The 26,284-nt window shown below is 68.0% G+C and carries 24 protein-coding genes; 13 read left to right on the forward strand and 11 right to left on the reverse strand.

Going from position 1 to position 26,284, the window contains the following annotated elements; genetic code table 11:
- Positions 1 to 18: 18 nt before the first annotated feature.
- From ACFQQC_RS09035 to dnaG, 4 genes are all read right to left on the reverse strand, one after another.
- The gene (locus ACFQQC_RS09035) at positions 19 to 477 is read right to left on the reverse strand and encodes a hypothetical protein (protein WP_376861782.1); all 459 of its coding nucleotides are present in this window, start codon (positions 475 to 477) and stop codon (positions 19 to 21) included.
- Between the two features lie 122 nt (positions 478 to 599).
- A complete protein-coding gene (locus ACFQQC_RS09040) occupies positions 600 to 1,334 on the reverse strand; it encodes an extensin family protein (protein ID WP_376861784.1) in 735 nt (244 codons plus the stop codon).
- A gap of 98 nt (positions 1,335 to 1,432) precedes the next feature.
- Positions 1,433 to 3,379, reverse strand: coding sequence for an RNA polymerase sigma factor RpoD (gene rpoD, locus ACFQQC_RS09045; RefSeq protein WP_376861786.1), 1,947 nt, complete (start codon positions 3,377 to 3,379; stop codon positions 1,433 to 1,435).
- A 69-nt stretch (positions 3,380 to 3,448) separates the two neighbouring features.
- Positions 3,449 to 5,323 carry a DNA primase gene (dnaG, locus tag ACFQQC_RS09050; protein WP_376861788.1) on the reverse strand — a complete coding sequence of 625 codons (1,875 nt, stop codon included), beginning with the start codon at positions 5,321 to 5,323 and terminating at the stop codon, positions 3,449 to 3,451.
- 218 nt (positions 5,324 to 5,541) lie between these two features.
- On the opposite strand from dnaG, the gene ACFQQC_RS09055 reads away from it, so the two are divergent.
- The gene (locus ACFQQC_RS09055; RefSeq protein WP_376861789.1) at positions 5,542 to 5,808 is read left to right on the forward strand and encodes a hypothetical protein; all 267 of its coding nucleotides are present in this window, start codon (positions 5,542 to 5,544) and stop codon (positions 5,806 to 5,808) included.
- Between the two features lie 92 nt (positions 5,809 to 5,900).
- Positions 5,901 to 6,725 (forward strand): SIMPL domain-containing protein, encoded by an 825-nt coding sequence (locus ACFQQC_RS09060; protein WP_376861791.1) that lies wholly within the window; start codon positions 5,901 to 5,903, stop codon positions 6,723 to 6,725.
- Between the two features lie 38 nt (positions 6,726 to 6,763).
- On the opposite strand, the gene carA is transcribed toward ACFQQC_RS09060, so the two are convergent.
- Genes carA through ACFQQC_RS09075 form a run of 3 tightly spaced genes read right to left on the reverse strand, consistent with a single transcriptional unit; the run spans position 6,764 to position 10,188 of the window.
- Entirely contained in the window at positions 6,764 to 7,921 is a 1,158-nt protein-coding gene (carA, locus tag ACFQQC_RS09065; protein WP_376861793.1) for a glutamine-hydrolyzing carbamoyl-phosphate synthase small subunit, read from the reverse strand.
- 46 nt (positions 7,922 to 7,967) lie between these two features.
- The gene (locus tag ACFQQC_RS09070) at positions 7,968 to 9,305 is read right to left on the reverse strand and encodes an amino acid permease (protein ID WP_376861795.1); all 1,338 of its coding nucleotides are present in this window, start codon (positions 9,303 to 9,305) and stop codon (positions 7,968 to 7,970) included.
- A gap of 43 nt (positions 9,306 to 9,348) precedes the next feature.
- Complete coding sequence (locus ACFQQC_RS09075) at positions 9,349 to 10,188, reverse strand: hypothetical protein (protein WP_376861797.1); 840 nt, start codon at positions 10,186 to 10,188, stop codon at positions 9,349 to 9,351.
- A 159-nt stretch (positions 10,189 to 10,347) separates the two neighbouring features.
- On the opposite strand from ACFQQC_RS09075, the gene ACFQQC_RS09080 reads away from it, so the two are divergent.
- Positions 10,348 to 11,043, forward strand: coding sequence for an HAD family hydrolase (locus tag ACFQQC_RS09080; protein WP_376861799.1), 696 nt, complete (start codon positions 10,348 to 10,350; stop codon positions 11,041 to 11,043).
- Positions 11,044 to 11,107: 64 nt separating this feature from the next.
- Here the strand turns inward: ACFQQC_RS09080 and ACFQQC_RS09085 are convergent, their stop codons facing one another.
- Positions 11,108 to 14,215, reverse strand: a complete 3,108-nt coding sequence (locus ACFQQC_RS09085) for a TonB-dependent receptor plug domain-containing protein (RefSeq protein WP_376861801.1) — start codon at positions 14,213 to 14,215, stop codon at positions 11,108 to 11,110.
- Between the two features lie 260 nt (positions 14,216 to 14,475).
- Between ACFQQC_RS09085 and ACFQQC_RS09090 the strand changes: the two genes are divergently transcribed.
- Genes ACFQQC_RS09090 through ACFQQC_RS09100 form a run of 3 tightly spaced genes read left to right on the forward strand, consistent with a single transcriptional unit; the run spans position 14,476 to position 18,413 of the window.
- Positions 14,476 to 14,790, forward strand: coding sequence for a hypothetical protein (locus tag ACFQQC_RS09090; RefSeq protein WP_376861803.1), 315 nt, complete (start codon positions 14,476 to 14,478; stop codon positions 14,788 to 14,790).
- 28 nt (positions 14,791 to 14,818) lie between these two features.
- Positions 14,819 to 18,118, forward strand: a complete 3,300-nt coding sequence (gene carB / locus ACFQQC_RS09095; protein WP_376861805.1) for a carbamoyl-phosphate synthase large subunit — start codon at positions 14,819 to 14,821, stop codon at positions 18,116 to 18,118.
- 7 nt (positions 18,119 to 18,125) lie between these two features.
- Positions 18,126 to 18,413 (forward strand): DUF1294 domain-containing protein, encoded by a 288-nt coding sequence (locus ACFQQC_RS09100; RefSeq protein ID WP_376861807.1) that lies wholly within the window; start codon positions 18,126 to 18,128, stop codon positions 18,411 to 18,413.
- Between the two features lie 174 nt (positions 18,414 to 18,587).
- Here the strand turns inward: ACFQQC_RS09100 and ACFQQC_RS09105 are convergent, their stop codons facing one another.
- Complete coding sequence (locus tag ACFQQC_RS09105; RefSeq protein WP_376861808.1) at positions 18,588 to 19,355, reverse strand: DUF4019 domain-containing protein; 768 nt, start codon at positions 19,353 to 19,355, stop codon at positions 18,588 to 18,590.
- Between the two features lie 229 nt (positions 19,356 to 19,584).
- On the opposite strand from ACFQQC_RS09105, the gene ACFQQC_RS09110 reads away from it, so the two are divergent.
- Positions 19,585 to 19,989, forward strand: a complete 405-nt coding sequence (locus ACFQQC_RS09110) for a hypothetical protein (protein ID WP_376861810.1) — start codon at positions 19,585 to 19,587, stop codon at positions 19,987 to 19,989.
- Between the two features lie 490 nt (positions 19,990 to 20,479).
- Here the strand turns inward: ACFQQC_RS09110 and ACFQQC_RS09115 are convergent, their stop codons facing one another.
- On the reverse strand, positions 20,480 to 21,775 hold the full coding sequence (locus tag ACFQQC_RS09115; RefSeq protein WP_376861812.1) for a dicarboxylate/amino acid:cation symporter: 1,296 nt from the start codon (positions 21,773 to 21,775) through the stop codon (positions 20,480 to 20,482).
- A gap of 108 nt (positions 21,776 to 21,883) precedes the next feature.
- Here ACFQQC_RS09115 and ACFQQC_RS09120 point away from each other — a divergent pair, with 108 nt between their 5' ends.
- The 5 genes from ACFQQC_RS09120 to ACFQQC_RS09140 all read left to right on the forward strand — a co-directional run bounded on the left by ACFQQC_RS09120 (position 21,884) and on the right by ACFQQC_RS09140 (position 24,915).
- A complete protein-coding gene (locus tag ACFQQC_RS09120; RefSeq protein WP_376861814.1) occupies positions 21,884 to 22,549 on the forward strand; it encodes a glutathione S-transferase family protein in 666 nt (221 codons plus the stop codon).
- A 111-nt stretch (positions 22,550 to 22,660) separates the two neighbouring features.
- The gene (locus ACFQQC_RS09125) at positions 22,661 to 22,864 is read left to right on the forward strand and encodes a hypothetical protein (protein ID WP_376861816.1); all 204 of its coding nucleotides are present in this window, start codon (positions 22,661 to 22,663) and stop codon (positions 22,862 to 22,864) included.
- Between the two features lie 105 nt (positions 22,865 to 22,969).
- Positions 22,970 to 23,443, forward strand: coding sequence for a transcription elongation factor GreA (gene greA / locus ACFQQC_RS09130; protein WP_141625921.1), 474 nt, complete (start codon positions 22,970 to 22,972; stop codon positions 23,441 to 23,443).
- The gene (locus ACFQQC_RS09135) at positions 23,434 to 24,435 is read left to right on the forward strand and encodes a mitochondrial fission ELM1 family protein (RefSeq protein WP_376861818.1); all 1,002 of its coding nucleotides are present in this window, start codon (positions 23,434 to 23,436) and stop codon (positions 24,433 to 24,435) included. Before greA ends, ACFQQC_RS09135 begins: the two co-directional genes overlap by 10 nt.
- Before the next feature lie 36 nt (positions 24,436 to 24,471).
- Positions 24,472 to 24,915 (forward strand): hypothetical protein, encoded by a 444-nt coding sequence (locus ACFQQC_RS09140; RefSeq protein ID WP_376861820.1) that lies wholly within the window; start codon positions 24,472 to 24,474, stop codon positions 24,913 to 24,915.
- On the opposite strand, the gene ACFQQC_RS09145 is transcribed toward ACFQQC_RS09140, so the two are convergent.
- On the reverse strand, positions 24,912 to 25,199 hold the full coding sequence (locus ACFQQC_RS09145; protein ID WP_376861822.1) for a hypothetical protein: 288 nt from the start codon (positions 25,197 to 25,199) through the stop codon (positions 24,912 to 24,914). The two genes, ACFQQC_RS09140 and ACFQQC_RS09145, sit on opposite strands and share 4 nt — an antisense overlap.
- A 69-nt stretch (positions 25,200 to 25,268) precedes the next feature.
- Between ACFQQC_RS09145 and trxB the strand changes: the two genes are divergently transcribed.
- Entirely contained in the window at positions 25,269 to 26,279 is a 1,011-nt protein-coding gene (trxB, locus tag ACFQQC_RS09150; RefSeq protein WP_376861824.1) for a thioredoxin-disulfide reductase, read from the forward strand.
- Positions 26,280 to 26,284: the final 5 nt, after the last annotated feature.

The raw sequence follows: 26,284 nt of genomic DNA on the forward strand, positions 1-26,284 counted from the left end.
TCGCCGCCAGCCCTCCCCCTACGGCATCACCCCCTGCGCCCGCAGGGCGGCCAGCGCCGCGTCGCGGCCGCGCTTCATTCCGGTCGGGTCATCGACCTTGCCCAGCTTGGTCGTCATGTCGGCGTAGGCCAGCGCGGCCTTCAGGGCCGCCAGCGCCTTCTGGCTGTCGCCGCGCGTCATGGCCACGGCGGCGTGGTCCAGGCAGGCCTCCAGCGCCTCGCGCCGGTTGACCGGCATGGGATCGTCATCCGGGAAGTCCCGGTCGGCGGCCTCGCTCTCCTGCGGCAACGCCCGATCCGCGCGCTCGGCCTGATGACTGCGGCTCCAGCCTTCCAGTCGCGCCTTCTTGCGCAGATTGGCCAGACCGACGTCGAACCGCCGCGCGCATGACGGTCCGCTCTCCCCCGCCTCATAGGCCGCGCGAACCCGTTTCCAGGTCTCCGGGCCGCGATACTTTCGAAGGCGATAGTGGTCCATGGCGGCATCAGAGCATGCGCCTGCGTCAAAAACGGACGCACCGGTATCCCGCGTCTTCGAAATCACACATCGCCGTCGTCGGAATCACCGGAAATCCGTCGTCCAATTCCTATCCGGCAGACCTACCGGCAGAACCGCGTGTCGGTCGCCTCGAGGTGGAGGTGGTCGGCGTGGACGGCGTTGTAGTCGGGGCTCAGGGTGGTGCCGAAGATGCGGCAGGCGTCGTCGCGGATGCGGCGCAGGAAGCGCTGCTCGGCCTCGCCGCCGCCGAACCAGTCGGCCTTCAGGCTGATCCGCCGCCCGTCCCTCAGCCGCACCCCGGCGACATCCACCGCCGCCGCCTGGGCGTGGGCGCTGATGCGGTTGCTGACCCCGCCGTTGTTCACATTGCGACAGGCGTAGGCGCCGAAGTGATCGATCTGGACCACGTCCGAGCCGAGGATCTCGCGCGCCGCCGGCTCCAGCGACTGCCGCCGCCAGACGCTCAGCGCCAGGGCCGTGCGGCAGGTCATCTCGACATCGCCCGGCGTCATCCGCGCCACCGTGCCCATGTCCGCCCCCAGCACCCCGCCCGAGACCAGCCCGCAGCTCTGGGGATCGCCCTTGTCCGGCACGGGGCGGAAGGTCACCCGCGCCGCCGTCAGTTGCGCCATGCACTGGGTCAGCTCGGCGCTCTCGCGGATCACCGCCGCCCGGGTGCCGCCGCCGATGGGCTGATCGATCAGGGCCCCGACCAGCGGCGCCTCAGTGGGCGAATAGGGTGTCGGATAGGCGGTCGTCGGCCGCCGCTCGGGCAGCATCGGACTGCAGCTCGCCAGCAGCAGGGCGACGGTCAGGATCGGCGGAAGGGCGCGCATGGGCCGGACGCTAGGGTGATTTGCGGGAGCGGGGGATCACGACACAGCGAGTCCGCAAAGAGAAAGGGCGGCTCTTTCGAACCGCCCCTTCGTCAGTCTCAGCTATCCAGGAAGGACCGCAGCTTCCGCGACCGCGACGGGTGCTTCAGCTTGCGCAGGGCCTTGGCCTCGATCTGGCGGATCCGCTCGCGCGTCACCGAGAACTGCTGGCCGACCTCTTCCAGGGTGTGGTCGGTGTTCATGCCGATGCCGAAGCGCATGCGCAGGACCCGCTCCTCGCGCGGCGTCAGCGACGCCAGCACGCGGGTGGTGGTCTCGCGCAGGTTCGACTGGATGGCGGCGTCGATCGGCAGGACGGCGTTCTTGTCCTCGATGAAGTCGCCCAGGTGGCTGTCTTCCTCGTCCCCGATGGGGGTTTCCAGCGAGATCGGCTCCTTGGCGATCTTCAGGACCTTGCGCACCTTCTCCAGCGGCATGGCCAGCTTTTCGGCCAGTTCTTCCGGGGTCGGCTCGCGGCCGATCTCGTGCAGCATCTGGCGGCTGGTGCGGACGATCTTGTTGATCGTCTCGATCATGTGCACCGGGATGCGGATGGTGCGCGCCTGGTCGGCGATCGAGCGGGTGATCGCCTGACGGATCCACCAGGTGGCGTAGGTCGAGAACTTGTAGCCGCGGCGGTACTCGAACTTGTCGACCGCCTTCATCAGGCCGATGTTGCCCTCCTGGATCAGGTCCAGGAACTGCAGGCCGCGGTTGGTGTATTTCTTGGCGATGGAGATCACGAGGCGCAGGTTGGCCTCGACCATTTCCTTCTTGGCCTGACGGGCCTCGCGCTCGCCCTTCTGCACGGTCTGGACGATGCGGCGATAGTCGTCGATCGGCAGGCCGGCTTCGGTCGCCACGGCGGCGACGTCGGCGCGGATCGAGGCGATCTGGCTGGCTTCGTTGTCGCTGAACTTGGTCCAGCGGACGCCCATTTCCTTGACGTCGTTCGCCCAGTTCGGGTCCAGCTCCTTGGTGAAATAGGCCTTCAGGAACTCGGGACGCGAGATGCCGTAGCTGTCGGCCAGACGCAGCAGGCGGCCTTCCAGACCCATCAGACGCTTGTTGATCGCGTACAGCTGCTCAACCAGCGCCTCGATGCGGTTGTTGTTCAGCTTCATCGTCTTCAGGCGGCCCGAGATGGTCGCCGTCAGGGTGTCGTACGCCTTCTGGTCCTTGGCGGTCAGAACCTCGCCCTTCAGGCGGGCCTCGACCAGCTTGTCCTGCAGCTTGCGGAAACCGCCGAAGTCCGAGGCGATGGCGTCCAGCACTTCCATGACGCCGTCGCGCAGCTCGGCTTCCAGCGCCGAGATCGACATGCCGCCGCCGTCATCGAAGTCGTCGTCATCGTCGTCGCCCTCCGGCTTCTCCTCGCCGGATTTTTCCTCTTCCTCCTCAGCCGCTTCGCCGGCCGGGGGCTGGTTGTGCGGCAGGGACGAGGGGTTCAGGACGCCGTAGGTGGCGTCCAGGTCGATGACCTCGCGCAGAAGGATGCGGTTGTTCGCCAGTTCGTCGCGCCACACCATGATGGCCTCGAAGGTCAGGGCGCTTTCGCAAAGACCCGAGATCATCGCATCGCGGCCGGCCTCGATCCGCTTGGCGATGGCGATTTCGCCCTCGCGCGACAGCAGCTCCACCGAGCCCATTTCGCGCAGGTACATGCGCACCGGGTCGTCGGTGCGGTCATAGGCGGCCTTGGCCGGGGTCTCGGCGACAGAGGTCTCGGCGCGCTCGGCGACTTCGCCGCCCTCACCGTCCTTCTGCTCGGCGTCTTCCTCGGCCTCGACGACGTTCACGCCCATCTCGGACAGCATCGCCAAGGTGTCCTCGATCGCGTCGGGGGTCACCTCTTCGGACGGGAGGACCTTGTTCAGCTCCTCCATCGTCACATAGCCCTTGGCCTTGGCTTGCTTGATGAATTTCTTGACGCCGGCGTCGGTAAGGTCGAGCAGCGGGCCGTCGCTCTGAACTTCGGCTTCCTGCGTCTCGGTCTGGGCGCTCATACAGTCTCTTCTCCGGGTGGAGGGCTGATCAGGCCCGCCGCCAAATACAACGTGTGTCGAGCTCGTTGGTTACGAACTCGTTCCGTCTTCCCAAATTTCTCCAGTCTTGATCGCACGACGCAACGCATCCCGCTCGGCCTTCAGCCGGCGGAACGCCTCGTCCTGCCCCGGCACGCCACGCGCCGAAGACAGGGCGTCTTCCAGGGCGGCGACACGGGTTAACGCATCAAACGCCTGCGACCATCGGATCCTCGTCTCGCCGAGGGGCTTGTCTGCAGCCAGGAAAGGCGCGCCGGACTTTGCCGCCGCCTTCTCGACCTCGCGCATCAAGACGTCATGACCCGATTGCGCCAGATGGCGACGGAGAGCCGCAGAGTCAAGGTCTTGCCCCGAGAAGCGTAGCCGAACCATCTCCTGCGCCAGTCCATTCAGCGACGGATCGCCGAAACCGTGGGCGGCGATCGCCTCCAGATGGTCATCCATCCGCTCGGGATCATCGATGGCGCCGTGGGCCAGTGCAGCGGCGACGGGCTCGATGGCGCGGCTCAGCGACTGCATGGCCTGGGCGCCCTCGGCGGTCTGGCCCAGCTTCGGCGGAGGCCCGCGGAAACGCCCCCCGCCCTGCCCGTAACCCTGACCGCCGGACTGGGGCTGTGGCGGACGGCGCGACGGGAAGGCGGCGTCGAACCGCTCGAACATTTCCCGGCGGTATTGCTCGGCCAGGTCCTTGTCCTGGATGGCCGAGGCCTGCTGGCGCAGTCGCCCCTTGAAGCCGGCGCGCCGCTCGGGCGTGTCCAGCGGTTCGGCTTCCGCCTCCTTCTGGAACAGCACCTCGGCGAAGGGCCTGGTCTCGGAAATCGCCTGCCGCAGGGCCGGGGCGCCGCGATCCCGCAGGATGTCGTCCGGATCCTGCCCGCCATCCAGCAGGCAGAAGCGGAAGGAGCGGCCGGGCTTCAGCTGCGGCAGGGCGCGGTCCACGGCGCGATAGGCCGCCCGGCGACCCGCGGCATCGCCGTCGAAGCAGAGCACCGGCTCGGACGACACGCGCCACAGCCGCTCCATCTGTTCCTCGGTCAGGGCGGTGCCCATCGGCGCCACCGCCGGGATGCCCGCGCGCTGGCAGGCGATCACGTCCATATAGCCCTCGACCACCACGATCCCCTGCTCGCCCCGCGAGGCGGCGCCGAGGATGCGACGGGCTTCCGGCAGGCCGTAAAGGGTCGCCCCCTTGTGGAAGAGGGGGCTCTCCGGCCCGTTCAGATATTTGGCCCGGTCGTCCGGGTTCATCGCCCGGCCGCCGAAGCTGACGATCCGGCCACGCGCGTCGAGGATGGGGAACATCAGCCGGTCGCGGAACCGGTCATAGGGCTGGCCGCCCCCCTCCGGCGAAATCAGCATCCCGGCCTCGACCAGATCGCCGGGCTTGGCCCCGCGCTGGATCAGGGCCTGCTTCAGCCCCTCGCGATCATTGGGCGCGTAGCCGAGACCGAAGCGCTCCCACTGGTCTTCCGGCAAGCCGCGTCGTTCCAGATACTCCCGCGCCGCCTTGCCCGGGGATCGGCGCAGATTGGCAGCGAACCATTTCTGGGCCAGGTCCATCCAGTCGTTCAGGCCCTGGCGCTTCTGCTCGCGCTCCTGCGCCTGCGGGTCCTCGGCGGGCAGTTGCATCCCGGCCTCGGCCGCCAGCCGCTGCACCGCCTCGACAAAGGTCAGCCGCTCCGTCTCCTGCAGGAAGCTGATGACGTCGCCGTGCTTGCCCGAGCTGAAGTCGTGGAAGAAGCCCTTGTCGTCATTGACGAAGAAGGACGGCGACTTCTCCTTCGAAAAGGGAGACAGCCCGACGAACTCGCGTCCCTGACGCTTGAGCTTCACCGACCGCCCGATAACGTCGGACGGGCGAAGGCGGGCCTTCAGTTCCTCGATGAAGCGATCGTCAAAGCGCACCGTCGCCTTATAGCGCGCGACTCAGCCAATGGCGGCGATTTACCTTTCATTAACCAAGAAGGCGAAACGGCGACCTTAAGCGTCTGATTCAAATCATAATTTCGAGGAACTATCCACAGGTCTTGTGGATTATCCACGCAACTGTCCCAGAAACAGGACGGTCTTCGACGGCATCGCAGCGGACGCTGTGGCGACGTTCCAGGATTGAAAGCCTTCCCATGTTCATCGCCATCGCCCGTCCGGCGGTGGAGCCCAAAGGCCCCGACGCCGTCGCCGTCCCCGGTTCCCCCGCTGTCCCGTTCGTCTCGCCCCGCGCCCTGCACGCCCGGCTGCTCGAGAACGCCGCCCTCCGGCGGATGCGCGGACAAGAACGACGGCGCAACAACCGGCCCGACGACGCCGACTACTGGCTGCACGCCGCCCCCGTGGCGATCCGCAAGGCCTGCGCTCTGCGCGGCGACGCCGGCTTCCTCGCCCTGCCCTGACGCCTGCTGCGACGCCTCGCCCCCATCAGGGGACTAGGCGCCGGGCCCGGACCGGTGTTCTCTCCCGCACATCGCTGAGGGGGAAACCAGCCATGAAACTCGCCGCCACGGCCATCGCCGCCGTCCTGTTCGCCACGCCCGTCGCCGCCCAGGACATCGCCGGCCCGGTCGCCGCCGCCGTCGACCAGTTCGGCCAGAGCATGGCGGAATCGATGACCGGCGGGCCCGGCGTCTTCGTCACCGCCCAGGGCAAGGCGCCCCTGCCGCACTCCAACGGCCTGCCGCTGACCCTGACCATCAAGGGCGAGGGCGCGACCGCCGCCGCCGCCGTGGCGGACCGCAACGCCCAGCTGGAGCGCGTCCGCGCCGCCGCCAACAATTTCGATGTCGCCATCGAGGTCGGAGCCACGTCCTACAGCATCTCCGAGGCCGACGAGTTCGCGGCCATCGACTGGTCCGGCCTGAACGAAGGCGCCGCCGCGGACGCCGCCGCCGATGCCGTCGAAGCCGCCGTGGAGACTGCCGACACCGGCGCGGACGCCGCCCCCGCCCGCACCGTCACCGCCTCGGTGCAGGTCAAGATCGACCGCCCGAACGAGACCCGCCTGCCCGGCTTTATCGACGCGCTAGTGGACGCCGGCGTGACCGATCTGGACGACAGCCTGAACGGCATGAACCTGGGCGCCATGCAGCCCTTCCTGTCGCTGCTGGGCCTCGATACCGCCCGCGATCCGGGCGAGGCGGTCTGGAACGCCGCCACCGCCGACGCCGTCGCCCGCGCGCGTGCGCAGGCGGACGCCATCGCCTCCGCCTCGGGCCGCCCGCTGGGTCAGGTCCGCTATGTCTCGGTGCTGATGCGCTCGCACGACGGCGAGAACGCCCTGGTCAGCGTCGCCGTGCGGTTCGGTCTGGAATAGGATTCTCCCTCCCCTGCATGGGGAGGGAGCAGCCCCGCCTACTTCATCGAGTCCGCGAAGCGCTGGAACAGGTAGAGGCTGTCCGTCGGTCCGGGCGAGGCTTCCGGGTGGTGCTGGACGCTGAACACCGGCTTGCCCTTCAGGGCAATGCCGCAGTTGGTGCCGTCGAACAGGCTGACGTGGGTCTCTTCCACCGCGTCCGGCAGGCTGTCGCGGTCGACGGTGAAGCCGTGATTCATGGACACGATCTCGACCTTGCCGGTCGTCAGATCCTTCACCGGATGGTTCGCGCCGTGGTGGCCCTGGTCCATCTTCACGGTCTTGGCGCCCAGCGCCAGCGCCAGCATCTGGTGGCCCAGACAAATCCCGAACACCGGCTTGCCGCTCTCGACCAGTTTCCTGATCTCCGGCACGGCGTACTCGCCGGTGGCGGCCGGGTCGCCCGGTCCGTTCGACAGGACGACGCCGTCCGGGTTGCGGGCCAGAACCTCTTCGGCGGTCGTGGTCGCCGGGACCACGGTGATCTTCGCGCCGGTCGAGGCCAGCGCGCGCAGGATGTTGCGCTTCGCGCCGTAGTCGATGACCACCACGGTCTTGTCGGCGGCTTCGACGCGCGGGTGGCCTTCCGGCCAGTCCCACAGGCCCTCATCCCACTCGAACGCCTGCAGGGTCGAAGCGGGCTTGGCCAGATCGAGGCCGACCAGACCGGTCCAGGCCTTCGCTTCGGCGACCAGCGCCTCAAGGTCGAAGTTTCCGTCCGGATCGTGGGCGATGACCGCGTGCGGCGCGCCCGTGTCACGGATGCGCGCAGTCAGGGCGCGGGTGTCGATCCCGGCCAGACCGACCACGCCGCGACGCTTCATCCAGCCATCGAAGTCGCTTTCGGCGCGATAGTTGGCCGGGTCGGTCGGCACGTCGCGGAAGATCGCGCCCTTGGCCGAAGTCTCAGACCCGCCGCCGATCTGCTCGATGTCCTCGACGTTCACGCCGACATTGCCGACGTGGGGGAAGGTGAAGGCCAGGATCTGGCTCATGTAGGACGGGTCGGTCAGGATTTCCTGATAGCCGGTCATGGCGGTGTTGAAGACCACCTCGCCCAGCGCCGCGCCCGTCGCGCCGCAGCCGATTCCCTGGAAGATCGTACCGTCCGCCAGCGCCAGAACGCCCGTGACGCCGGGAAGAAGGGTCTGGGTCATGGCGCGCTCCGTAAAGCCGTTATCCGGCGAACAAACGGCGGGGTGGTTAGGCCCCCCTGCCCTCAGGGTCAACGCGTGATCCCGACTTTCTCAGGAATACGAACCAGGCGACGGTCATCAGGACCACGAAACCGAGCGTCGGCAGGATGTATCCGGGGGCCGCGGCGGCCACGGCGGCGATCGCGAACAGCAGGCCCAGCACGGCGATGATCCGCGCCCCGGGCGTCTTCGCCAGCCGGAACAGCGACAACGAGCAGACGGCATAGATGCTGAGCGTCAGCACCGAGGTCACGCCGACCAGAATGCCGAACTGGCCGCCCAGCGTCGGCTGCCCCGACAGCACCGCGATGACGCTCATGAAGGCCGCGCCCAGCAGGGGCGTCACCATCGGCGTCTTCGTCGTCGAGCCGAAGCCGGAGGGCAGATAGCCCTGCTGCGCGGCGGCGCGGGCGGTCTCGCCGCCCATCATGGTCCAGCCGCCGATGGTGCCCAGGGTCTTCACGATGGCGCAAACGGCGACGACGCCGGCGATGGAGCCGCCGAACACCCGCGCCGCCAGATCGGCGTAGGGGCTGGTCGAATCGGCCAGCTGGGCGACCGGGATCACCCCGAACACCGCCACGGTCGCCGCGACATAGACGACGGTCGCCAGCAGGGCGCCCGCGACAGAGGCCCGACGCACATCCGTCGCCGGATGGCGAACCCGGTGCGACAGGGCCGCCGCGCTCTCCACGCCCAGATAGGCCCAGAAGATGATGGCCAGCGAGGCGGGGACGGTCTTCAGCAGCGGCTCGCCCGAGGGGCTCCACGAGGCGGCGAAGACCTGCGGCTCGAAGGCGGTCACGCCCGCCGCCACCGCGATGACGATGGGGATCAGGCCGATGACCAGCGCCGCCGCCGCCAGCCATGAAGCGGTCCGGGCGCCGACGATATACGCCAGGGTCGCGATCCAGATCAGGCCGAGATTGCACAGGGTCGCCGCCACCGGATCCTTCAGCACCGGCCAGAAGAAGCCCAGATAGCCGGTCGCCGCGACCGCCACGGCGACGTTGCCGACCAGACAGGCCATCCAGAAGGCCAGCGAAACCTGGAAGCCGGCGAACCGGCCCAGCCCCTTCTCCGCGAACCCCGACAGGCCGTCCGCCTTGGGCGCCACCCGGCCCAGCGCGCCGAACACCAGCGCCAGGGTGCATGCGCCGACCGCCGCGACCAGCCAGCCGATCAGGCTGGAACTTCCGGTCGAGGCCAGGCTGACGGGCAGCAGGTAAAGGCCCGACCCGATCATGTTCCCGGCCACCACCAGCGCGGCCAGCCCCCAGCCCAGCTTGTGCCGGTCGGCCAGCGGGTCTTCGGGCAGGGGAATGGAGTGTTCGGTCTGGCTCATGGGCGCAGGTGCCCCCTCACGGCCCCTTCCGTCAACCGCGGCCTCAGACGGTCAGGACGTCCATCCCGGCGAAGACCGCATGGGTCGCGCCCGCCTGATGCGCGGCTAGCCCCCGATCCGGTCGAAGGTTCAGCAGCATCACCTGGTCGCTCACCTCGCGCGCCGCCCCGATCAGGATCGCCGCCTGCGCCCAATCGCGGGCGTTGTCATGCATGACCCCCGCGAAGTCGAGCGACAGGCAGCGCGGCTTCACCGCCGCCATCCGCCGCACCGCCCCGATGTCCGGCGACACATGCAGGATCGCGCCCTGCCGCCGGGTTTCGAAATGGCTGATCGCCGCCTCGACCGCCTCCGGCGACGCCTGCTCGAGCCCGCCCATGACTTCCACCAGCAGGACGCCCGGCCGGTCATGCTGCATCTCCGTACACAGCAGGGAGAACCGCCCCCGACTGGTCGCCACCGTGCGCCAGAAGGCTGGCAGGACGCCGCTCTCGTTCTCGCCCAGCTTCAGCATATCGAGGCCCTGATGAAGGCTCTGCAGATCGATCCGCTGCAGATCCGCCGGCTCCAGCGCCTTGCGCCCCAGTCCGGTCAGGGCGCGCTCGCCGCCCGAATGCCGGACCGTGCGCCGGATGCGACGGCTGACCGGCGTTGACCGCGCCAGATCGAACACCGGCTGCGCGGCCAGGGTGACCGTCAGCTCGCGCCCCGCCCGCGTGACCATCTGGAAGGTCAGGCTCTCATACGGCGTGGCGTAGGCCCGTCGCTCCAGCGGCAGGATGGCGTCCAGCCGTGGCTCTGTCTGTTCGTCCGACGGAAGCGGCTTGTCGCTCCACGCCGATCCGTCGGGCGGCCCGCGCCGCCCCGTCGGATTACCCATCATGACCGGCTCCTTGCGTGCCCCCCGGTCCTTGTCCGAGGAACCAGCCTGTGCCCGGTTCGCGAAGATATCCCTGACAAACATGGTCAGCACGGCATTGATCATTAACGCCCGGGCGCCGACGCGCTCGACGAGGACGCGAATTCGGTTCAGGGAGCGGCCATGAACATCACCACGGTCGGCCTCGATGCCGACGACACTCTCTGGCACAACGAGACCATCTTCCGGCTCACCCACGACCGGTTCGCGGACCTGCTGTCACAGCATGGCGACCGCGACACGATCGAGGCCCGGCTGGCCGAGGTCGAACGCCGCAACCTGCGGCTCTACGGCTACGGGGTTAAGGGGTTTACCCTGTCCATGATCGAAACGGCGATGGAGCTGACCGGCGGCGAGGCCCCGCCTTCGGTGGTGCGCGAGATCCTGGCGGCGGGCCGCGAAATGCTGGCCCATCCGGTCGAGACCCTGCCCGGCGTCGACGAGGCGCTGGCCGCCCTGTCGGAGAAATACCGCCTCGTGCTGATCACCAAGGGCGACCTGATGGATCAGGAGCGCAAGGTCGCCGCGTCGGGGCTGGGCGAACTGTTCGCGGCGGTCGAGATCGTGTCCGAGAAGACGGTCCACACCTACACGCACATCTTCTCGCGCCACGGCACCGGCGCGGACGAGGCGGTGATGGTCGGCAACTCCATGAAGTCGGATGTCCTGCCCGCGCTGGAGGCCGGCGCCTTCGGGGTTCACATCCCCTACGCCATCACCTGGGCCCATGAACTGGCCGACGCGCCGGAAGGGCACGCCCGCTACGGCGCGCTGGAACGGATCGACGATCTGCCTGACTGGATCGCCGAACGGGCCTGAGCGGCAACGAAAAAGGGCGGCGCCTGTGGCGCCGCCCCTTCCCGTTCTGACGTGTCGTCAGGTCTTACTGACCCCACCGCAGGGTGGCGCCGGCGTAGAAGAACCGGCCTTGCGGACCGATCGGCAGCGAGAAGCTGCCGCGATCCGGCTCCTGGTTGGTGAAGTTGTTGATCCCGCCATAGACGGTCACGTCGTCATTGACGTTCCAGCGCGCCTGGATGTCGTGACGATGGCGGGCCGAGTACATGCGGTACTGCTCTTCGACGTAGTCCGGCTCGGCCGCCAGGGTCACCGGATCGACGCGATACGTCTCGTCCAGGAACGAGTAGCCATAGTTCACCGCGAAGTCGCGCCAGTTCCAGGTCACGTCCGCCGCGATGGCCCACTCCGGCGCGCCGGGGAAGCCGAGCTGGTTGTCCGGGGTGTCCAGCTCCGTGAAGGCCAACTCCTCCAGCTTCGTGCCGGCCAGCGACAGGAAGAAGGTGCCGATGTCACGCTCGACGCCGAAATCGGCCGGGTCGAGGTTGTAGCGGACGGTGAAGTCATAGCCTTCCGTCACATAGCTGGCGACGTTGATCGCGAACTGCTCGAAGAAGTCGATGAAGCCCTGACCATTGCCCGGCGCGCTGCGACGGCTGACCAGATCGCAGAACTGGTTGCCGGTCGGCAGGTCGTAGCACTGGTCAACGATCGTCTGCGCCGAGAAGGTCTGGATCGCGTTGTTCAGCTCGATGTCATAGTAGTCGACCGAGACCGACAGACCCGGAACCCACTGCTGCGGCGTGAACGAGAAGCCGTAGGTGACGGTGTTCGCCGTCTCCACGCCCAGGTCCGGGTTGCCGCCGACCAGCCCCTGGATCGAGCCGGAGCTGGTGTTCTGGAAGTTCGCCGGATCGGCCACGCCCGCCGCCGTCAGCGCCGCAGCGCAGTTCGCCGCCCGCAGGTCCGAACCGAGATTGACGTTGTCGGCGTCACACGGATCGCTGAGCAGGGCGTTGGTCTGGACCTGCGGCAGGAACAACTCGCCGATGTTCGGCGCACGGACCGCGCGGGCGCGGGTGCCGCGGATCAGCAGCCAGTCGGTCGGACGATACCGCAGACCGAAGCTCCAGGTCTCGGCGCCGCCGGCGGTTTCATAGTCGGAGTAGCGGTAGGCGGCGTCCAGACGCAGGTCCTGCGCGAACGGCAGATCCTTGAGCAGCGGCAGCGAGACCTCGCCATAGACTTCAGCGACGTCGAACTCGCCACCGCTGTCGCGACCGGCGCCTTCCCAGGTCACGTCATAGGGCAGCGGATCATCCCCTTCAGGACGTTCGTCCGCCACGTCTTGGGCCAGGCGTTGCATGTCCGAAGCGGTCGAACGGCTCTTCTCCAGACGGTACTCCGCCCCCAGCACGAACGAGATCGGCCCGGCCGGCAGGCTGAAATACTGCTCGGTGTCGCCGGTGATGAAGGCGCTCAGGACGCTCTGCTCGATCTTGTCCCAGCTGGTCGAGTCGGTGCTGATCCAGTCCAGGGCGGCGGCCGACGGCGAACCGTCGCCGAAGATGTTCAGCGGCTGACAGCCGCTGTTCGCGCCCGGCGTGAAGGTGCGCGCGCCGACGCGCGGGTCGATGTTGGGGTTGCTGAAGTAAGAGGCCGGATCGAGGTTGCTGCGGCAGACCGGCCCGTTCGGCCCCTGCACCACATCGATGGCCGCCAGGAAGCGGTCATTGATCCGGTTGTTCAGATAGGTCGATTCCGTTTCGGTGCGGCCATAGACGTACGAAATCTCGTAGGCCCAGCCATTGTCCAGCTCGCCTTCCAGACCCAGCACGGTGCGGTAAGTCTCACGCGTGATGTCCCGACCGGTGTAGCCGAAGTCGAAATTGTCCCGCTGGACGAACACGCCCGGATCGACACCCAGCGCCTCGGCATTGTCCGGATTGCCCAGACCGTCCGGATTGTTGATGGCGTCGTCCCGGATCGCCGTCGGCATGAAGGGGTTGTCGATACCCGTCCACAGGCCAGTGTACAGGTAGCCGCCGTAAGCGCCGTACCCGAAGTCGTAGGTCGGCTGCGCCTTGAAGCCGGTGTCGATGCGCGAATACTTGCCCTCCCAGAACAGCTCGACCTTGTCGTTCAGCTCGAAACGACCGGTGGTGTTCAGGGTGTAGCGGTCCTGGGACGGCGTCAGGTCGTCGACGAAGTCGTCCAGACGCGTGCCCGAACCGCCGATGACCGGGAAGCCGCTGGTCGCGATACCGTCCCGCCACACCCCGCCGGCGCCCTCGAAATCGAAGCCGTACATCGAGTCACCGAAGTCGAGGTCGGTGTAGACCGAGCCGCCCCGCGAGGTGTCCGGATAGCGAACGTCACGATAGAAGACGTTGTCCGGCACATTGGGATCGTCCGCGAGATCGTCGGGATTGCCGACCAGCACTTCACGCTCGCCCGGGCGGGTGTAGCTGCGGTCGAAGGCCGAGATCGCCTCGTCCTTGGCCCACTCGCCGGCGATGGTCACGTTCAGGCGATCATTCAGGAAGTTGCGACCGTACAGACCGGTGAGGAAATAGCCCTCGCCGCCGCCGTCCTGCGTTCCACCGACCTGGGCCCGAACGTCGGCACCGACGAAGCGCTCGCGCATGATGAAGTTGACCGCGCCCGAGACCGCGTCGGCCCCGTAAACCGCCGAGGCGCCGCCGGTCTGGATGTCGACCCGCTCAATCATGCCGACGGGAATGGTGTTGGTGTCGACGGAGGCCGAGCCCGGGTTGGAGGCCACATGGCGGCGGCCGTTGACCAGCAGCAGGGTGCGCTGGGTGCCGAGGTTGCGCAGATCCAGCAGGTTCAGCCCCGCCGAGGACTGCCCGCCGGTGTCCGCGGAATCGACCGAGTTGAACGAGCTCGCCAGGGCCGGGAAGTCGGTCAGGAGGTCGGTGACGTTGGTCACGCCCGAATACTGGATCGACTCAGCGGTAACCGACACCGTCGGGTTCGGCTGGGTCTCGTTGGGCAGACGCAGACGCGTGCCGGTGACGACGACTTCTGACAGTTGCGAAGAGGCCTCGTCCTGGGGCGCGGGAGCCGCCTCCTGGGCCTGGGCCAGACCCGCGCCGGCGAGCAGGCTTACGCCCGCCGCGGACGACAGGATGAGTCTACGAAACTCACGCTTACGAGTAGAATTGTGCACAGTGATCCCCCACTGAAAACGATTACAGAAAGGTAATACTCATCACGAGTTCCGGCGCCTCGCTATCCTCGTGGGCGATAATCGTCCTGAATGCGCCTTGATGTCGCACTTTCGTCACTGATCTCCCCCGCTTTGCGCAGAAACCGCCTTGTCCCGATGGCGACGCGTCTTTAGACGGGCCGCTTAACCGACAACCCGAACGGAACCGCGCCGGCAATCGCCTGCGCCGGGTTCTCGCGCGCAAGGAGCCTCCCCCGCCCGTGTCCGCCTCCGACGCCAGTCATGACGAACGCGACGCCGCCGTGCGCGCGGCCCTGGCGGAACAGGGCGACAACGGCGTGACCCCGCGGCACACCCTCTTCTACTTCTATGGCGAGGGCGACCACGACGACCTGAACGAGGTGGCGCGGCGCGCCGGCTTCGTGACGCGGGGGCAGGACGACATGACCGTCCTGGAGACGACAATCCCCGTGGACGAGGCCGCCTTCGCGCCCGTGTCCGCCATGATGCAATCCTGGGCCGCGGCCTTCCAGCTCGACTACGACGGCTGGGAGTGCGCGGTCGTGACCCACTGAACTCCCCCAAGAAGAAGAGCCTCAGGCCATGCCCAAGCGCACAGACATCAAGTCCATCCTGATCATTGGGGCAGGCCCCATTGTCATCGGTCAGGCGTGCGAGTTCGACTACTCCGGAGTTCAGGCGTGCAAGGCGCTGAAGGCCGAGGGATATAGGGTCATTCTGGTCAACTCCAACCCGGCCACGATCATGACCGATCCGGAGGTGGCCGACGCGACCTATATCGAGCCGATCACGCCCGAGATCGTCGAGAAGATCATCGCCAAGGAGAAGCCGGACGCCCTGCTGCCGACCATGGGCGGCCAGACGGCGCTGAACACGGCGCTGGCGCTGGAGGAATCGGGCGCGCTGAAGCGCCACGGGGTCGAGATGATCGGGGCCAAGGCCGAGGTCATCGACAAGGCCGAGGACCGTCAGAAATTCCGCGACGCCATGGACAAGCTGGGTCTGGAAAGCCCCCGCTCCAAGGCCGCCCACTCGATGGAAGAGGCGCTGGAGGGTCTGGAGTTCGTCGGCCTGCCCGCCGTCATCCGTCCGTCCTTCACGCTCGCCGGGACCGGCGGCGGCATCGCCTTCAACCGCGAGGAGTTCGAGGAGATCGTCCTGCGCGGCCTCGACCTGTCGCCGACCACCGAAGTGCTGATCGAGGAGTCGGTGCTGGGCTGGAAGGAATACGAGATGGAGGTCGTCCGCGACACGGCGGACAACTGCATCATCATCTGCTCGATCGAGAACGTGGACCCGATGGGCGTCCACACCGGCGACTCGATCACCGTCGCCCCGGCCCTGACGCTGACCGACAAAGAGTACCAGCGCATGCGCACGGGCTCGATCAACGTCCTGCGCGAGATCGGCGTCGAGACCGGCGGGTCGAACGTCCAGTGGGCGATCAACCCGAAGGACGGCCGCATGGTCGTCATCGAGATGAACCCGCGCGTGTCGCGCTCGTCGGCGCTGGCGTCCAAGGCCACCGGCTTCCCCATCGCCAAGGTCGCCGCCCGTCTGGCCGTCGGCTACACGCTGGATGAGCTGCAGAACGACATCACCCAGGTGACCCCGGCCTCGTTCGAGCCGAGCATCGACTACGTCGTCACCAAGATCCCGCGCTTCGCCTTCGAGAAATACCCCGGCTCCGAGCCCCTGCTGGGCACCTCGATGAAGTCGGTGGGCGAGGTCATGGCCATCGGCCGGACCTTCCAGGAATCGATGCAGAAGGCCCTGCGCGGTCTCGAGACCGGCCTCAACGGTTTCAATGAAGTCGAGATCGAGGGCGTCGCCGGCGCCGAGGACGACGCCAGCGCCCGCGCCGCCGTCATCCGCGCCCTGGGCGTGCCGACCCCGGACCGCATCCGCGTCATCGCGCAGGCCTTCCGCCACGGCCTGACCGTGGAAGAGGTCAACGCCGCCTGTTCGTACGAGCCGTGGTTCCTGCGCCAGATCGCCGACATCGTCCGCACCGAGGGCCATGTCGTCGTGCAGGGCCTGCCGACCACTGCGGTCGAGTTCCGCAAGCTGAAGGCCAAGGGCTTCTCGGACGCGCGTCTGGGCCAGCTGACCGGCAAGACCGAGGCCGACGTCCGCAAGGCCCGTCGCGCCCTTGAGGTCCGCCCGGTGTTCAAGCGCATCGACACCTGCGCCGCCGAGTTCGCCAGCGCCACCGCCTATATGTACTCGACCTATGAGACCGGCGCCCTGGGCCAGGTCCCGCAGAACGAGGCCAATCCGTCGGACCGGAAGAAGGCGATCATTCTGGGCGGCGGCCCGAACCGGATCGGGCAAGGTATCGAGTTCGATTACTGCTGCTGCCACGCGGCCTTCGCGTTCGACGACATCGGCGTCGAGTCGATCATGGTCAACTGCAACCCCGAGACGGTCTCGACCGACTACGACACCTCCGACCGCCTGTATTTCGAGCCGCTGACGGCCGAGGACGTGCTGGAGCTGATCGACGTCGAGCGTTCGAAGGGCGAGCTGATCGGCGTGGTCGTGCAGTTCGGCGGCCAGACGCCGCTGAAGCTGGCCCATGCGCTGCAGGCGGACGGCGTGCCGATCCTGGGCACCACGGTCGACTCCATCGACCTGGCCGAGGACCGCGAGCGCTTCCAGCAGATGCTGCACGACATCGGCCTGAAGCAGCCGCCGAACGGGCTGGCCCGCAGCGCCGAGGAAGCCGCGCAGAAGGCGGAAGAGGTCGGTTATCCGGTCGTCCTGCGTCCGTCCTATGTGCTGGGCGGCCGCGGCATGCAGATCGTCCACGACCGCGAGCAACTGGACCGCTACGTCCACGAGGCGATGCAGGTCTCGGGCGACGATCCCGTGCTGATCGACCACTATCTGAACCGCGCCACCGAGGTGGACGTGGATGCCCTGTGCGACGACGAGACCGTCTTCGTGGCCGGCGTGCTGGAGCACATCGAGGAAGCTGGCGTCCACTCGGGCGACAGCGCCTGTTCGATGCCGCCGTGGTCGCTGCGCCCCGAGACCGTCGCCGAGCTGAAGCGCCAGACCGAGGCCATGGCCCGGGCGCTGAAGGTGCGCGGCCTGATGAACGTCCAGTTCGCCATCGAGGAGCCGCACAGCGCTGAGCCGCGCATCTTCGTGCTGGAAGTGAACCCGCGCGCCTCGCGCACGGCGCCCTTCGTCGCCAAGACCATCGGCCAGCCCATCGCCGCCATCGCCGCCAAGGTGATGGCCGGGGTGCCGCTGAAATCCTTCGGCCTGACCGACAAGCCCTACGACCACATCGCGGTGAAGGAGGCGGTCTTCCCGTTCGCCCGCTTCGCCGGTGTGGACATCATTCTGGGGCCGGAAATGCGCTCGACCGGCGAGGTCATGGGTCTGGACTGGAAGCGCGAGGGCGAGGCCGACATGGCCCCCGCCTTCGCCCGCGCCTTCGCCAAGTCGCAGCTGGGCGGCGGCACCACCCTGCCGACCGAAGGCTGCGCCTTCATCTCGGTGAAGGATGAGGACAAGCCCTTCATCCTCGAGGCCGCCAAGACCCTGCTGGCCGAGGGCTTCAGCCTGATCGCCACCGAAGGCACCCACTCGTATCTGGTCGAGCAGGGCCTTGAGGTCGGGCATGTGAAGAAGGTGCTGGAAGGCCGTCCGCACATCGTCGACGCGATGAAGAACGGCGAGGTCCAGCTGGTCTTCAACACCACCTCGGGCAAGCAGTCGCTGCAGGACAGCTTCAGCCTGCGTCGCACCGCCCTGATGGGCAAGATCCCCTACTACACCACCGCCGCGGGGGCCCTGGCCGCCGCCCAGGCGATCGGGGCGATCAAGGCGGGCGAGCTCGACGTTCGCCCGATCCAGAACTACGCCTGACCCGGCGATGGACGGCCTCACGCGCGTCGATCAGGCGCTGATCGTGCTGGCCGTCCTTCAGGTCGCCGTCTTCGGCCTGTTCGGGTTCGACAAGACGCAGGCCCGCAACGGCGACTGGCGGGTGCGCGAACGCACCCTGCTGCTGGCCGCCCTGTTCGGCGGGATCGGCGCGTGGTTCGCCCAACACCTGCTGCGCCACAAGACCCGCAAGGAGCCGTTCCGGACGCTGCTGGGGGCGGCCGTGGCCGTGCACCTGATCGCGGTGGCGGCGGGGGTGTGGTGGGTGTTGAACTAGATCTCCCTTCCCCCTCGAGGGGGGAAGGGTCGGGGATGGGGGTGCGCGCCCGGTCTGACAGTCGGAGGCGCGTTCGGAGAGGTCGATAAAGCCTCCCGCGCCATGTCCTGACGCAGCCTGCATCCACCCCCACCCAACCCTCCCCCGTCGAGGGGAAGGGCTTGAGCACGCCCTTTAGCGAACGAAGTAGCCGATGACCTTCAGGTCCGCGCCTTCACGCGCCAGCACGACGGTCTCGGCGCCGTTCGGGTTGTTCGCGAAAGCAGTCTGATACTGGACGATCCAGTACTCGCCGTCGGGCGCACCCGGCAGGCTGGCGGTGCGTTCCGCGCTCTGCGGGTTGCGGGAGACGACGGCGCCGAAGGGCTCGCGCGCGGAGCGGACCGCCGTCGTCCAGTCGGCCTCGGTCACCTGCGCCTTGAACATCGCGCCGCCGGCCCGCCAGCTGTCGGCCCAGGCGCTGTTATCCAGCAGGGCGAGCCAGGACAGCGCGTCCTCCGCGACCTCCGGCGTGGCCGCCTGGGTGGCGACCGGGGCGGGCTGTGAAGCGACGGGCGCGGGCGAACCGGTCCCGGTCAGGCTGATGACGAGGGCGGCGACGGCGATGGCGAACATGAGAAGACCTCCGAGTCCCAGGGCCCAGAGACGGGCCCGGCGGGTTGCTGTACGCCCCGACCTCTCCACGCCGGCGACGCCCGTGGCTTCCCCCAAATTCTTGTCTACAGGAAATTTGGGGTCGTCCTGCTCGGCCTCGATCAGCCAGCGCGCGGCCGCCCGGCTGCTGGAGACGCCCAGCTTGCGCCGCGCCGCGCGCAGCCGCTCGTTCACCGTATGAACCGACAGGCCCAGATGGGTCGCGACCGACTTGGCGTCATGGCCGCTGGCGAGGAGACGCAGGGTCTCCTTCTCCCGCTCGGTCAGCGTTTCGGCGTCCGCGTTCATCGGCTGGTTCGATCCCCTCTCGCGCCAAGGGGAGCATTTATGCGCGCCCCGCCACAACCCCTTTCGAAGCGATAGCGACGCCGTGACCGGCCGCGTGTTGCACAGGTGAGTTCGCGGTGATTTCGGCTATCCCGGCGCGCGAGTTCCGCGACCTCCGCCCTGCAGTTTCGTGCAATCCCGGCGGCGCCATGCGACCAATTCTGACGTATCGGCGGCTTAAGATGATGGCATGCAACACCATCGCCTTCGCAAATATCGCGGCCCGGAGACCTGGAAGCAGGTGCGCGAGGCCTTCATCGCCGGGGAGTCCGGGCCGTCCTGTGCGCGTCGGTTCGATGTCGGGCTGGCCAATCTGCGCCGGAAGGCGCGGGCCGAAGGCTGGACCCGCGCCGCCATCGCCGCGAAGCTGGACCTGAAGCCGCTGCGGGGCGGAGCCGATGCGCCGCCGCCGGCGATCGCGGCGCTGTCGCTGGAAGACAACCTCGACCTGGACGCCGTTCACCCGCGCGAGGCCATGTTCCTCGCTGTACGCCGCGCCTCATCCCTGCTGGCGGCGGGCCAGACGGCGGAGGCGGCGACGCTGCTGCGCGCGGCCGCGGCGCTGGATCGGATGTCGTGGGCGGCGATGGAGTGAACGCTTGAGCGGTAGTTCGTCAGGCCTGCTATGGGTGGAAGGCGGACCTAGCGGCGGAAGCCACCATTAGGCACGTAGGGATGAGGCAGCCTGCGACACCGCCAATCTTTCAACTCCGCGCCCCTGATCCCAGGACAGGCGTAGTGAGCTAACTCTTCTCCGTTTTCGGTTTCTCCTGTGCCCAAATAGACTGCGTCAAAACCGTCACCGATGCAGCCGAGTCCGCAGTCAAAACCTACGCCTCTTTCATCAACGATCCGGTATCCGCTCGCGAATAGGCCGCCTACGTTTGGAGCATCAGATCCGCCCACCGGTCTCAACATCGGATCGCCATCCATCCCCTGACAGGCGGAGAGAAAAGCAATCATTGCAAAAAGAGCGCGTCTGAGCATTCGGCTATCCAGATGTCGTCGGCTACCTTCGCCAATCTAACTGACGTCCGCAGCGGGTCGAAAAGAGGCCTCGGCATCCCGCCCTCAAGACAACACGCCTAGATCCCCGCCCCCGGCTCCGGGTCCACGTCCGCGTCCCGGCCCTCGACGATCCGCGCGGCGGCGAGGTCGGCGGTGACGTTGCCGATGGTGCGGAAGATGTCGGGGATGACCTCGACCGCCAGCAGCAGGGGCAGGACCTGCACCGGGACGCCCATGGCCAGGCAGATGGGGGCGATGGAGACGAAGAAGCTGACCTGACCGGGCAGGCCCACGGTGCCGACTGACACCGCCAGCGCCGTCAGGCCGCCGACGATCCACAGGGCCGGTCCCAGATGGATGCCGTGCAGGTGGGCGACGTAGATGACCACGGCCAGGTTGGCCACCGGGCTGGTGATGCGGAACACCGCCACCGCCAGCGGCAGGACCAGACCCGCGGTCGCGGTGGACACGCCCAGCGCATTGCGCGCCTGCTCGACCATGGCCGGCAGGCTGGCCAGCGACGACTGGGTCGAGAAGGCGACGACCTGCGCCGGGACCACGCCCCGGGCGAAACGGGCCAGGCCGATGCGGCCGAAGGGCACGACCACGGCGTAGATCAGCAGGATCAGCCCCACCTGGGCCAGGACCACCAGCGCCACATAGTGGCCCAGCACGCCCAGCGCCCCGAGCCCGGCGTTCAGTCCCACGCCCATCGACAGGGCGAAGACCCCGATCGGCGCCGCCAGCAGCACCCAGTGGACGATGACGATCATCGTCTCGGACACCGCCTCGAAGAAGGTGACCAGCGGCGCCCGCAGCCGGGCTTCCAGCCGGGTGACGGCGAAGCCGAAGGCGATGGCGAAGACCACGATGCCAAGGATGGCGTCCTCGGCCGCCGCCCGCACGGCGTTGGGCGGGGCGAGGCTGGTCAGGAAGGCGGGCAGGCCGCCGCCGTGGGCGCTGTTGGTCACGGTTGAGGCGTCGGGCGCGCTGGACAGCAGGATGCGGGCGCCCTCGGGGCTGATCGGCCAGAGCAGGTGCAGGCCTTCGGAGGCGAGGAAGGCGTAAGTAACCGCGCCCAGCAGCAGCAGGCCGAAGACCAGTAGCGCCTTCAGCGCCAGCCGCCCGGTCGCCGCCGCGTCGGCGATGGAGGCCACCCCGGTGACCAGCAGGCCGAAGACCAGCGGGATGATGGTCATCTTCAGGGCGTTCAGCCACAGGGTGCCGATCGAGCCGATGACGGCCGCCGTCCCCTCCCCGCCAGGCAGGCCCCAGGCCTGGGCGGCGGCGCCGGCGAACAGGCCCGCCAGCAGGGCGATCATCACCCACAGGCTCAGGGACTTCAGGGCGGAACGGAGTCGGAGCGCGGCCATCGGGCGACGCTATGCGGGGTTTGCGCCGGACGCCATCGTCTTGTGCGACGGCACTGGACGGACGTGAGGGAAACCGCCCACAGTCGGTCTGCTGACAGGAGCCAGACCATGATCATCGTCCATCACCTGAACGACTCGCGCTCGCAGCGCGTGCTGTGGCTGCTCGAGGAGCTGGGCGTCGATTATGAGGTGAAGCGCTATGAGCGGGACGCGAAGACCCGGCTGGCGCCGCCCGAGCTGAGGGCCATCCATCCGCTGGGCAAGTCGCCGGTGATCCAGCACGGCGACATCGTCGTGGCCGAGACGGGCGCCATCGTCGAGTATCTGCTGGAGACCTTCCCCGACGCCGGGCTGAAGCCCGCGCCCGGCACGCCCGAAGCCCGGCGCTGGACCTACTGGCTGCACTATGCCGAGGGCTCGGCCATGACGCCCCTGCTGCTGAAGCTGATCTTCAGCGTGGTCCCGCAGCGCTCGCCCGCCCTGATCCGCCCCATCGCCAAGGGGATTTCGAAGAAGGTCGGCGCCAGCCTGATCGACCCGCAGATCGCCAGCCACCTGGGCTACTGGGAGGCCGAGCTGAACAAGGGCGAATGGTTCGCCGGCGAGCGCTTCACCGCCGCCGACATCATGATGAGCTTCCCGCTTGAGGCCGCCAGTTCGCGCGCGCCCTTCGGCGACAGGATGCCGAAGGCGGCGGCCTTCCTGCAGCGCATCCACGCCCGCCCGGCCTATCAGCGGGCGCTGGAGCGGGGCGGGCCGTACGCCTACGCCTGAGCGAGGTAAGGCCGGATCTGGGCCAGAGTCGGCCATGCGACATGCGGGACACGGTTTCGTCAGCGCGCGAAACCGGTGGAAACCCGGCGCGGGTCCAAACGTTAATGGGCCATGCGCCTGAAGACCGTCCAGATCGTCGCCGCCCTGATCGCGGCCCTCGCCTTTGTGCTGGCCTTCATCGCCGCCGGGGTGTTGCTGGTATCCGGCCTGTTCATGGCCCTGGGCCTGGCGGCGGTCGCCTGGCTGGCCTGGAGCCTGATCCGTCAGGTTCACGCCCTCAGGGGCCGAAAGACCGCGTCACTCACGCGCCCTTGAACCTTTCGGCAGAACACCCTACCCTCTTGGGCCGGTCGCGTGCGCCCAGCGACCTCTGTGCCGAGTAGTCTCTGTAGTCCGGGCGAAGCAAGAAACTCACGACATATGGAAAAAGTGCCGATGACGGCCGAGGGCTACCGTGTCCTCGACGATCAGCTGAAGCAATTGAAGTCGGTCGAACGGCCGAACGTGATCGCGGCCATTTCCGAGGCCCGCGAACACGGCGACCTGTCTGAAAACGCCGAGTATCACGCGGCCAAGGAACGTCAGGGCTGGATCGAAGGCTCCATCGCCGAGATCGAGGACAAGCTGTCCCGCGCCCAGGTGATCGACGTCTCCAAGCTGTCGGGCTCGCAGGTCAAATTCGGCGCCACGGTCACCGTGGTCGACGAGGACACCGAGGAAGAGGGTCGCTACCAGATCGTCGGCGAGCACGAAGCCGACGTGAAGGCGGGCAAGATCTCCATCGCCTCCCCGATCGCCCGCGCCATGATCTCGAAAGAGGTCGGCGACGTGGTCGAGGTCAACACGCCCGGCGGCGTGAAGGCCTACGAGATCCTCAAGGTCGAGTGGAAGTAGGCTCACAGAAGCCGCTTTCGATCCGGGTCGTCTCGGACGGCCGGATCGGCATGGAAAATCAGGCGCTGGGGTTGGCGGAAGCCCTCCAGCGCCTTTTGCCGTCTGAAATCACCGTCGTTCGCGTCAAATGGCGCAAGCTGTTCGAGAAGCTGCCCTCGGCGCTGAAGGCGAAATGGATGCTGGACCCGGCGGCTGACGCCCCCTTTCCGAAGCCGGGCGAGGCCTGGCCCGATGTGTGGATCGCCACCGGCCGCGCCACCCTGCCCCTGTCCCTGATGGCGAAGCGCCGGTCCGGCGGGAAGACGCTGGTGGTGCAGACCCAGGACCCACGCTGGCGCACCGGCGACTACGATCTGGTCGTCGCCCCGAAGCATGACGGGATCGAGGGGCCGAACGTCCTGTCGATCACCGGCTCGCCACATCGCATCTCACCCGCCCGTCTCGCGGAGGGCGCTGCAGCCTTCAGCGACCGATTGGAGCCCCTGCCCCGCCCGCGCGTGGCGGTGCTGGTCGGGGGCAAGTCGCGCACCCATGACCTGCCCGAGGTCCATGCCGCCGCACTGGCCGACCGGATCGCGGCGGCGGTCACGGCGGCGGGCGGTTCGCTGATGCTGACCTTCTCGCGCCGGACGCCCGAGGCGGCGAAGGCGGCGATGACCGCGCGCCTGTCGCACCTGCCGGGCCTGATCTGGGACGGCGAGGGTCCAAACCCCTATTTCGCCTTCCTGCACGACGCCGACCACATCCTGGTCACCGAGGACAGCGCCAACATGGCCGCCGAGGCGGCCTCGACTGGCAGGCCGGTGCACATCCTGCCCATGGTTCCGACCAAGCCCGCCGACAAATTCGCCCGCCTGCACGCCGACCTGCGCACGCGCGGCGTGGCGCGGCCGTTCGACGGGACGCTGGACAGCTGGAGCTATGAGCCGCTGGCGGAGACGGACCGGGCGGCGCGGGAAGTCCTGAACAGGCTGGCGGTCAGGAACCGATAGCTCGACGCCCGACGTCGGGCGTGGCTAGCTATCGGCATGCTGACGCTGTTCGTCCTCGCCACCCTCGCCCTGCCGCAGATCTCCGCCGAAGACGCGGCGCGCCCGCAGGTATCGATCTGCACGGCGCAGGCCGGCCCCTTGAACCGCTACGTCGGCGTCCGGCGTCCCGACGGCGAGATCTGGTGGCACGCCACGCCCTCGCCCGGCGGAGCGGCCTTCTCGGTCCCGGATGAGGTCACGGCGGGCCAGCGCGACTGGTATCTCGACCGTCGTCCTCTGACAGTCAGGGGCCTGACCTATCAATTCCAGGGAGTCGAGCCGCTCAGTGACTGGCCCTTCCGTCGATACAACCGTGTCATCAACCCGATAGACGGCGTGCCCGCGCTGGTCCCGCTGGGTGCGGAGGATCGGGAGGTCTGGGTCCTGCTGGAGCCCGTCGGGTGCAGGTTCGCGGTCTGGAGCCGCGAGCCGGCGGGTTAGTCCCCGCCACCACCGCCACCGCCATCACCGCCGCCGTCGGAGCCGCCATCGAACCCATCGCGGTGGCTGTCCGGAGGAACCACGGTCCCACCGCCGTCGGCCCCATCCTTCTTCGCCCTGGCGTTGGCGGCGCCCATCATGGCGACGCCGAAGCCCGAGCCGATGGCGATGCCGATCGGCAGCCAGACCGCGATATTGTCGGTGGCGACGCCCACCGACGTGCCGATAGCGACGCCCATCCCCATGCCGATCGGCAGGAAGGCCGCGCTGTTGGTCTTCTTCATCCCCGACTCCTTTTGACGCGGCCAAAGCCTATCATTCCGGAATCCGGAATCAGCCCCTAAATAGGCGCCATGAGCACTCTCCGTACTGTCCGCGTCGCCATCATCGGGTCCGGCCCCGCCGGCTGGACCGCCGCCATCTATGCGGCCCGCGCCCTGCTGCAGCCGGTCGTGATCGCGGGCCTTCAGCCCGGCGGTCAGCTGACTATCACCACCGATGTCGAGAACTATCCCGGCTTCGCGGACGTCATCCAGGGCCCCTGGCTGATGGAGCAGATGCAGAAGCAGGCCGAGCACGTCGGGACCGAGGTCATCCACGACATCGTGGTCAAGGCCGACCTGTCGCAGCGCCCGTTCCGGCTGACGCTGGACAGCGGAACCGAGATGCTGGCCGAGACGGTGATCATCTCGACCGGCGCCCAGGCCAAGTGGCTGGGTCTGGAGAGCGAGGCCAAATACCAGGGCTTCGGCGTTTCGGCCTGCGCGACCTGCGACGGCTTCTTCTACCGCGACAAGGACGTGATCGTGGTCGGCGGCGGCAACACCGCCGTCGAAGAGGCGCTGTTCCTCACCAACTTCGCCCGCAAGGTCACCGTGGTGCATCGCCGCGACGAGTTCCGCGCCGAGAAGATCCTGCAGGACCGCCTGTTCGCCCATCCGAAGGTCGAGGTGGTCTGGAACAACGCCATCGATGAAATCCTGGGCGAGACCAACAGCTTCGGCGGCGTGAACGTCACCGGCGCGCGCCTGAAGAACGTCGAGACGGGCGAGACCCGCGAACTGACCGCCGACGGCGTCTTCATCGCCATCGGCCATGCTCCGTCTTCGGAGCTGTTCGCCGGTCAGCTGGAGACCAAGCAGGGCGGCTATCTGGTCGTGAAGCCGGGCACCGCCGCCACCGCCATCGAGGGCGTCTGGGCCGCGGGCGACGTGACCGACGACATCTACCGTCAGGCCGTCACCGCCGCGGGCATGGGCTGCATGGCCGCGCTGGAAGCCGTGCGCTTCCTCGCCGAGGAAGACCACGCCAAGGCCCACCATCCGATCTCGCACAAGGAAGCGGAGAAGATCGGGGCCTGGTGACCCCG

It is taken from the genome of Brevundimonas sp. GCM10030266 (assembly GCF_042666595.1).
In the GTDB taxonomy this organism is placed as follows: domain Bacteria; phylum Pseudomonadota; class Alphaproteobacteria; order Caulobacterales; family Caulobacteraceae; genus Brevundimonas.

Bases quoted from the DNA above. Each gene is read 5' to 3' on its own strand.
- ACFQQC_RS09140 (WP_376861820.1), top strand. From the start codon at position 24,472: ATGCTGACGCTGTTCGTCCTCGCCACCCTCGCCCTGCCGCAGATCTCC.
- ACFQQC_RS09120 (WP_376861814.1), top strand. From the start codon at position 21,884: ATGATCATCGTCCATCACCTGAACGACTCGCGCTCGCAGCGCGTGCTG.
- carB (WP_376861805.1), top strand. From the start codon at position 14,819: ATGCCCAAGCGCACAGACATCAAGTCCATCCTGATCATTGGGGCAGGC.
- ACFQQC_RS09110 (WP_376861810.1), top strand. From the start codon at position 19,585: ATGCAACACCATCGCCTTCGCAAATATCGCGGCCCGGAGACCTGGAAG.
- ACFQQC_RS09055 (WP_376861789.1), top strand. From the start codon at position 5,542: ATGTTCATCGCCATCGCCCGTCCGGCGGTGGAGCCCAAAGGCCCCGAC.
- ACFQQC_RS09100 (WP_376861807.1), top strand. From the start codon at position 18,126: ATGGACGGCCTCACGCGCGTCGATCAGGCGCTGATCGTGCTGGCCGTC.
- greA (WP_141625921.1), top strand. From the start codon at position 22,970: ATGGAAAAAGTGCCGATGACGGCCGAGGGCTACCGTGTCCTCGACGAT.
- ACFQQC_RS09075 (WP_376861797.1), bottom strand. From the start codon at position 10,188: ATGATGGGTAATCCGACGGGGCGGCGCGGGCCGCCCGACGGATCGGCG.
- ACFQQC_RS09040 (WP_376861784.1), bottom strand. From the start codon at position 1,334: ATGCGCGCCCTTCCGCCGATCCTGACCGTCGCCCTGCTGCTGGCGAGC.
- ACFQQC_RS09035 (WP_376861782.1), bottom strand. From the start codon at position 477: ATGGACCACTATCGCCTTCGAAAGTATCGCGGCCCGGAGACCTGGAAA.
- carA (WP_376861793.1), bottom strand. From the start codon at position 7,921: ATGACCCAGACCCTTCTTCCCGGCGTCACGGGCGTTCTGGCGCTGGCG.
- trxB (WP_376861824.1), top strand. From the start codon at position 25,269: ATGAGCACTCTCCGTACTGTCCGCGTCGCCATCATCGGGTCCGGCCCC.
- ACFQQC_RS09145 (WP_376861822.1), bottom strand. From the start codon at position 25,199: ATGAAGAAGACCAACAGCGCGGCCTTCCTGCCGATCGGCATGGGGATG.
- ACFQQC_RS09070 (WP_376861795.1), bottom strand. From the start codon at position 9,305: ATGAGCCAGACCGAACACTCCATTCCCCTGCCCGAAGACCCGCTGGCC.
- ACFQQC_RS09060 (WP_376861791.1), top strand. From the start codon at position 5,901: ATGAAACTCGCCGCCACGGCCATCGCCGCCGTCCTGTTCGCCACGCCC.
- ACFQQC_RS09105 (WP_376861808.1), bottom strand. From the start codon at position 19,355: ATGAACGCGGACGCCGAAACGCTGACCGAGCGGGAGAAGGAGACCCTG.
- ACFQQC_RS09080 (WP_376861799.1), top strand. From the start codon at position 10,348: ATGAACATCACCACGGTCGGCCTCGATGCCGACGACACTCTCTGGCAC.
- ACFQQC_RS09125 (WP_376861816.1), top strand. From the start codon at position 22,661: ATGCGCCTGAAGACCGTCCAGATCGTCGCCGCCCTGATCGCGGCCCTC.
- ACFQQC_RS09115 (WP_376861812.1), bottom strand. From the start codon at position 21,775: ATGGCCGCGCTCCGACTCCGTTCCGCCCTGAAGTCCCTGAGCCTGTGG.
- rpoD (WP_376861786.1), bottom strand. From the start codon at position 3,379: ATGAGCGCCCAGACCGAGACGCAGGAAGCCGAAGTTCAGAGCGACGGC.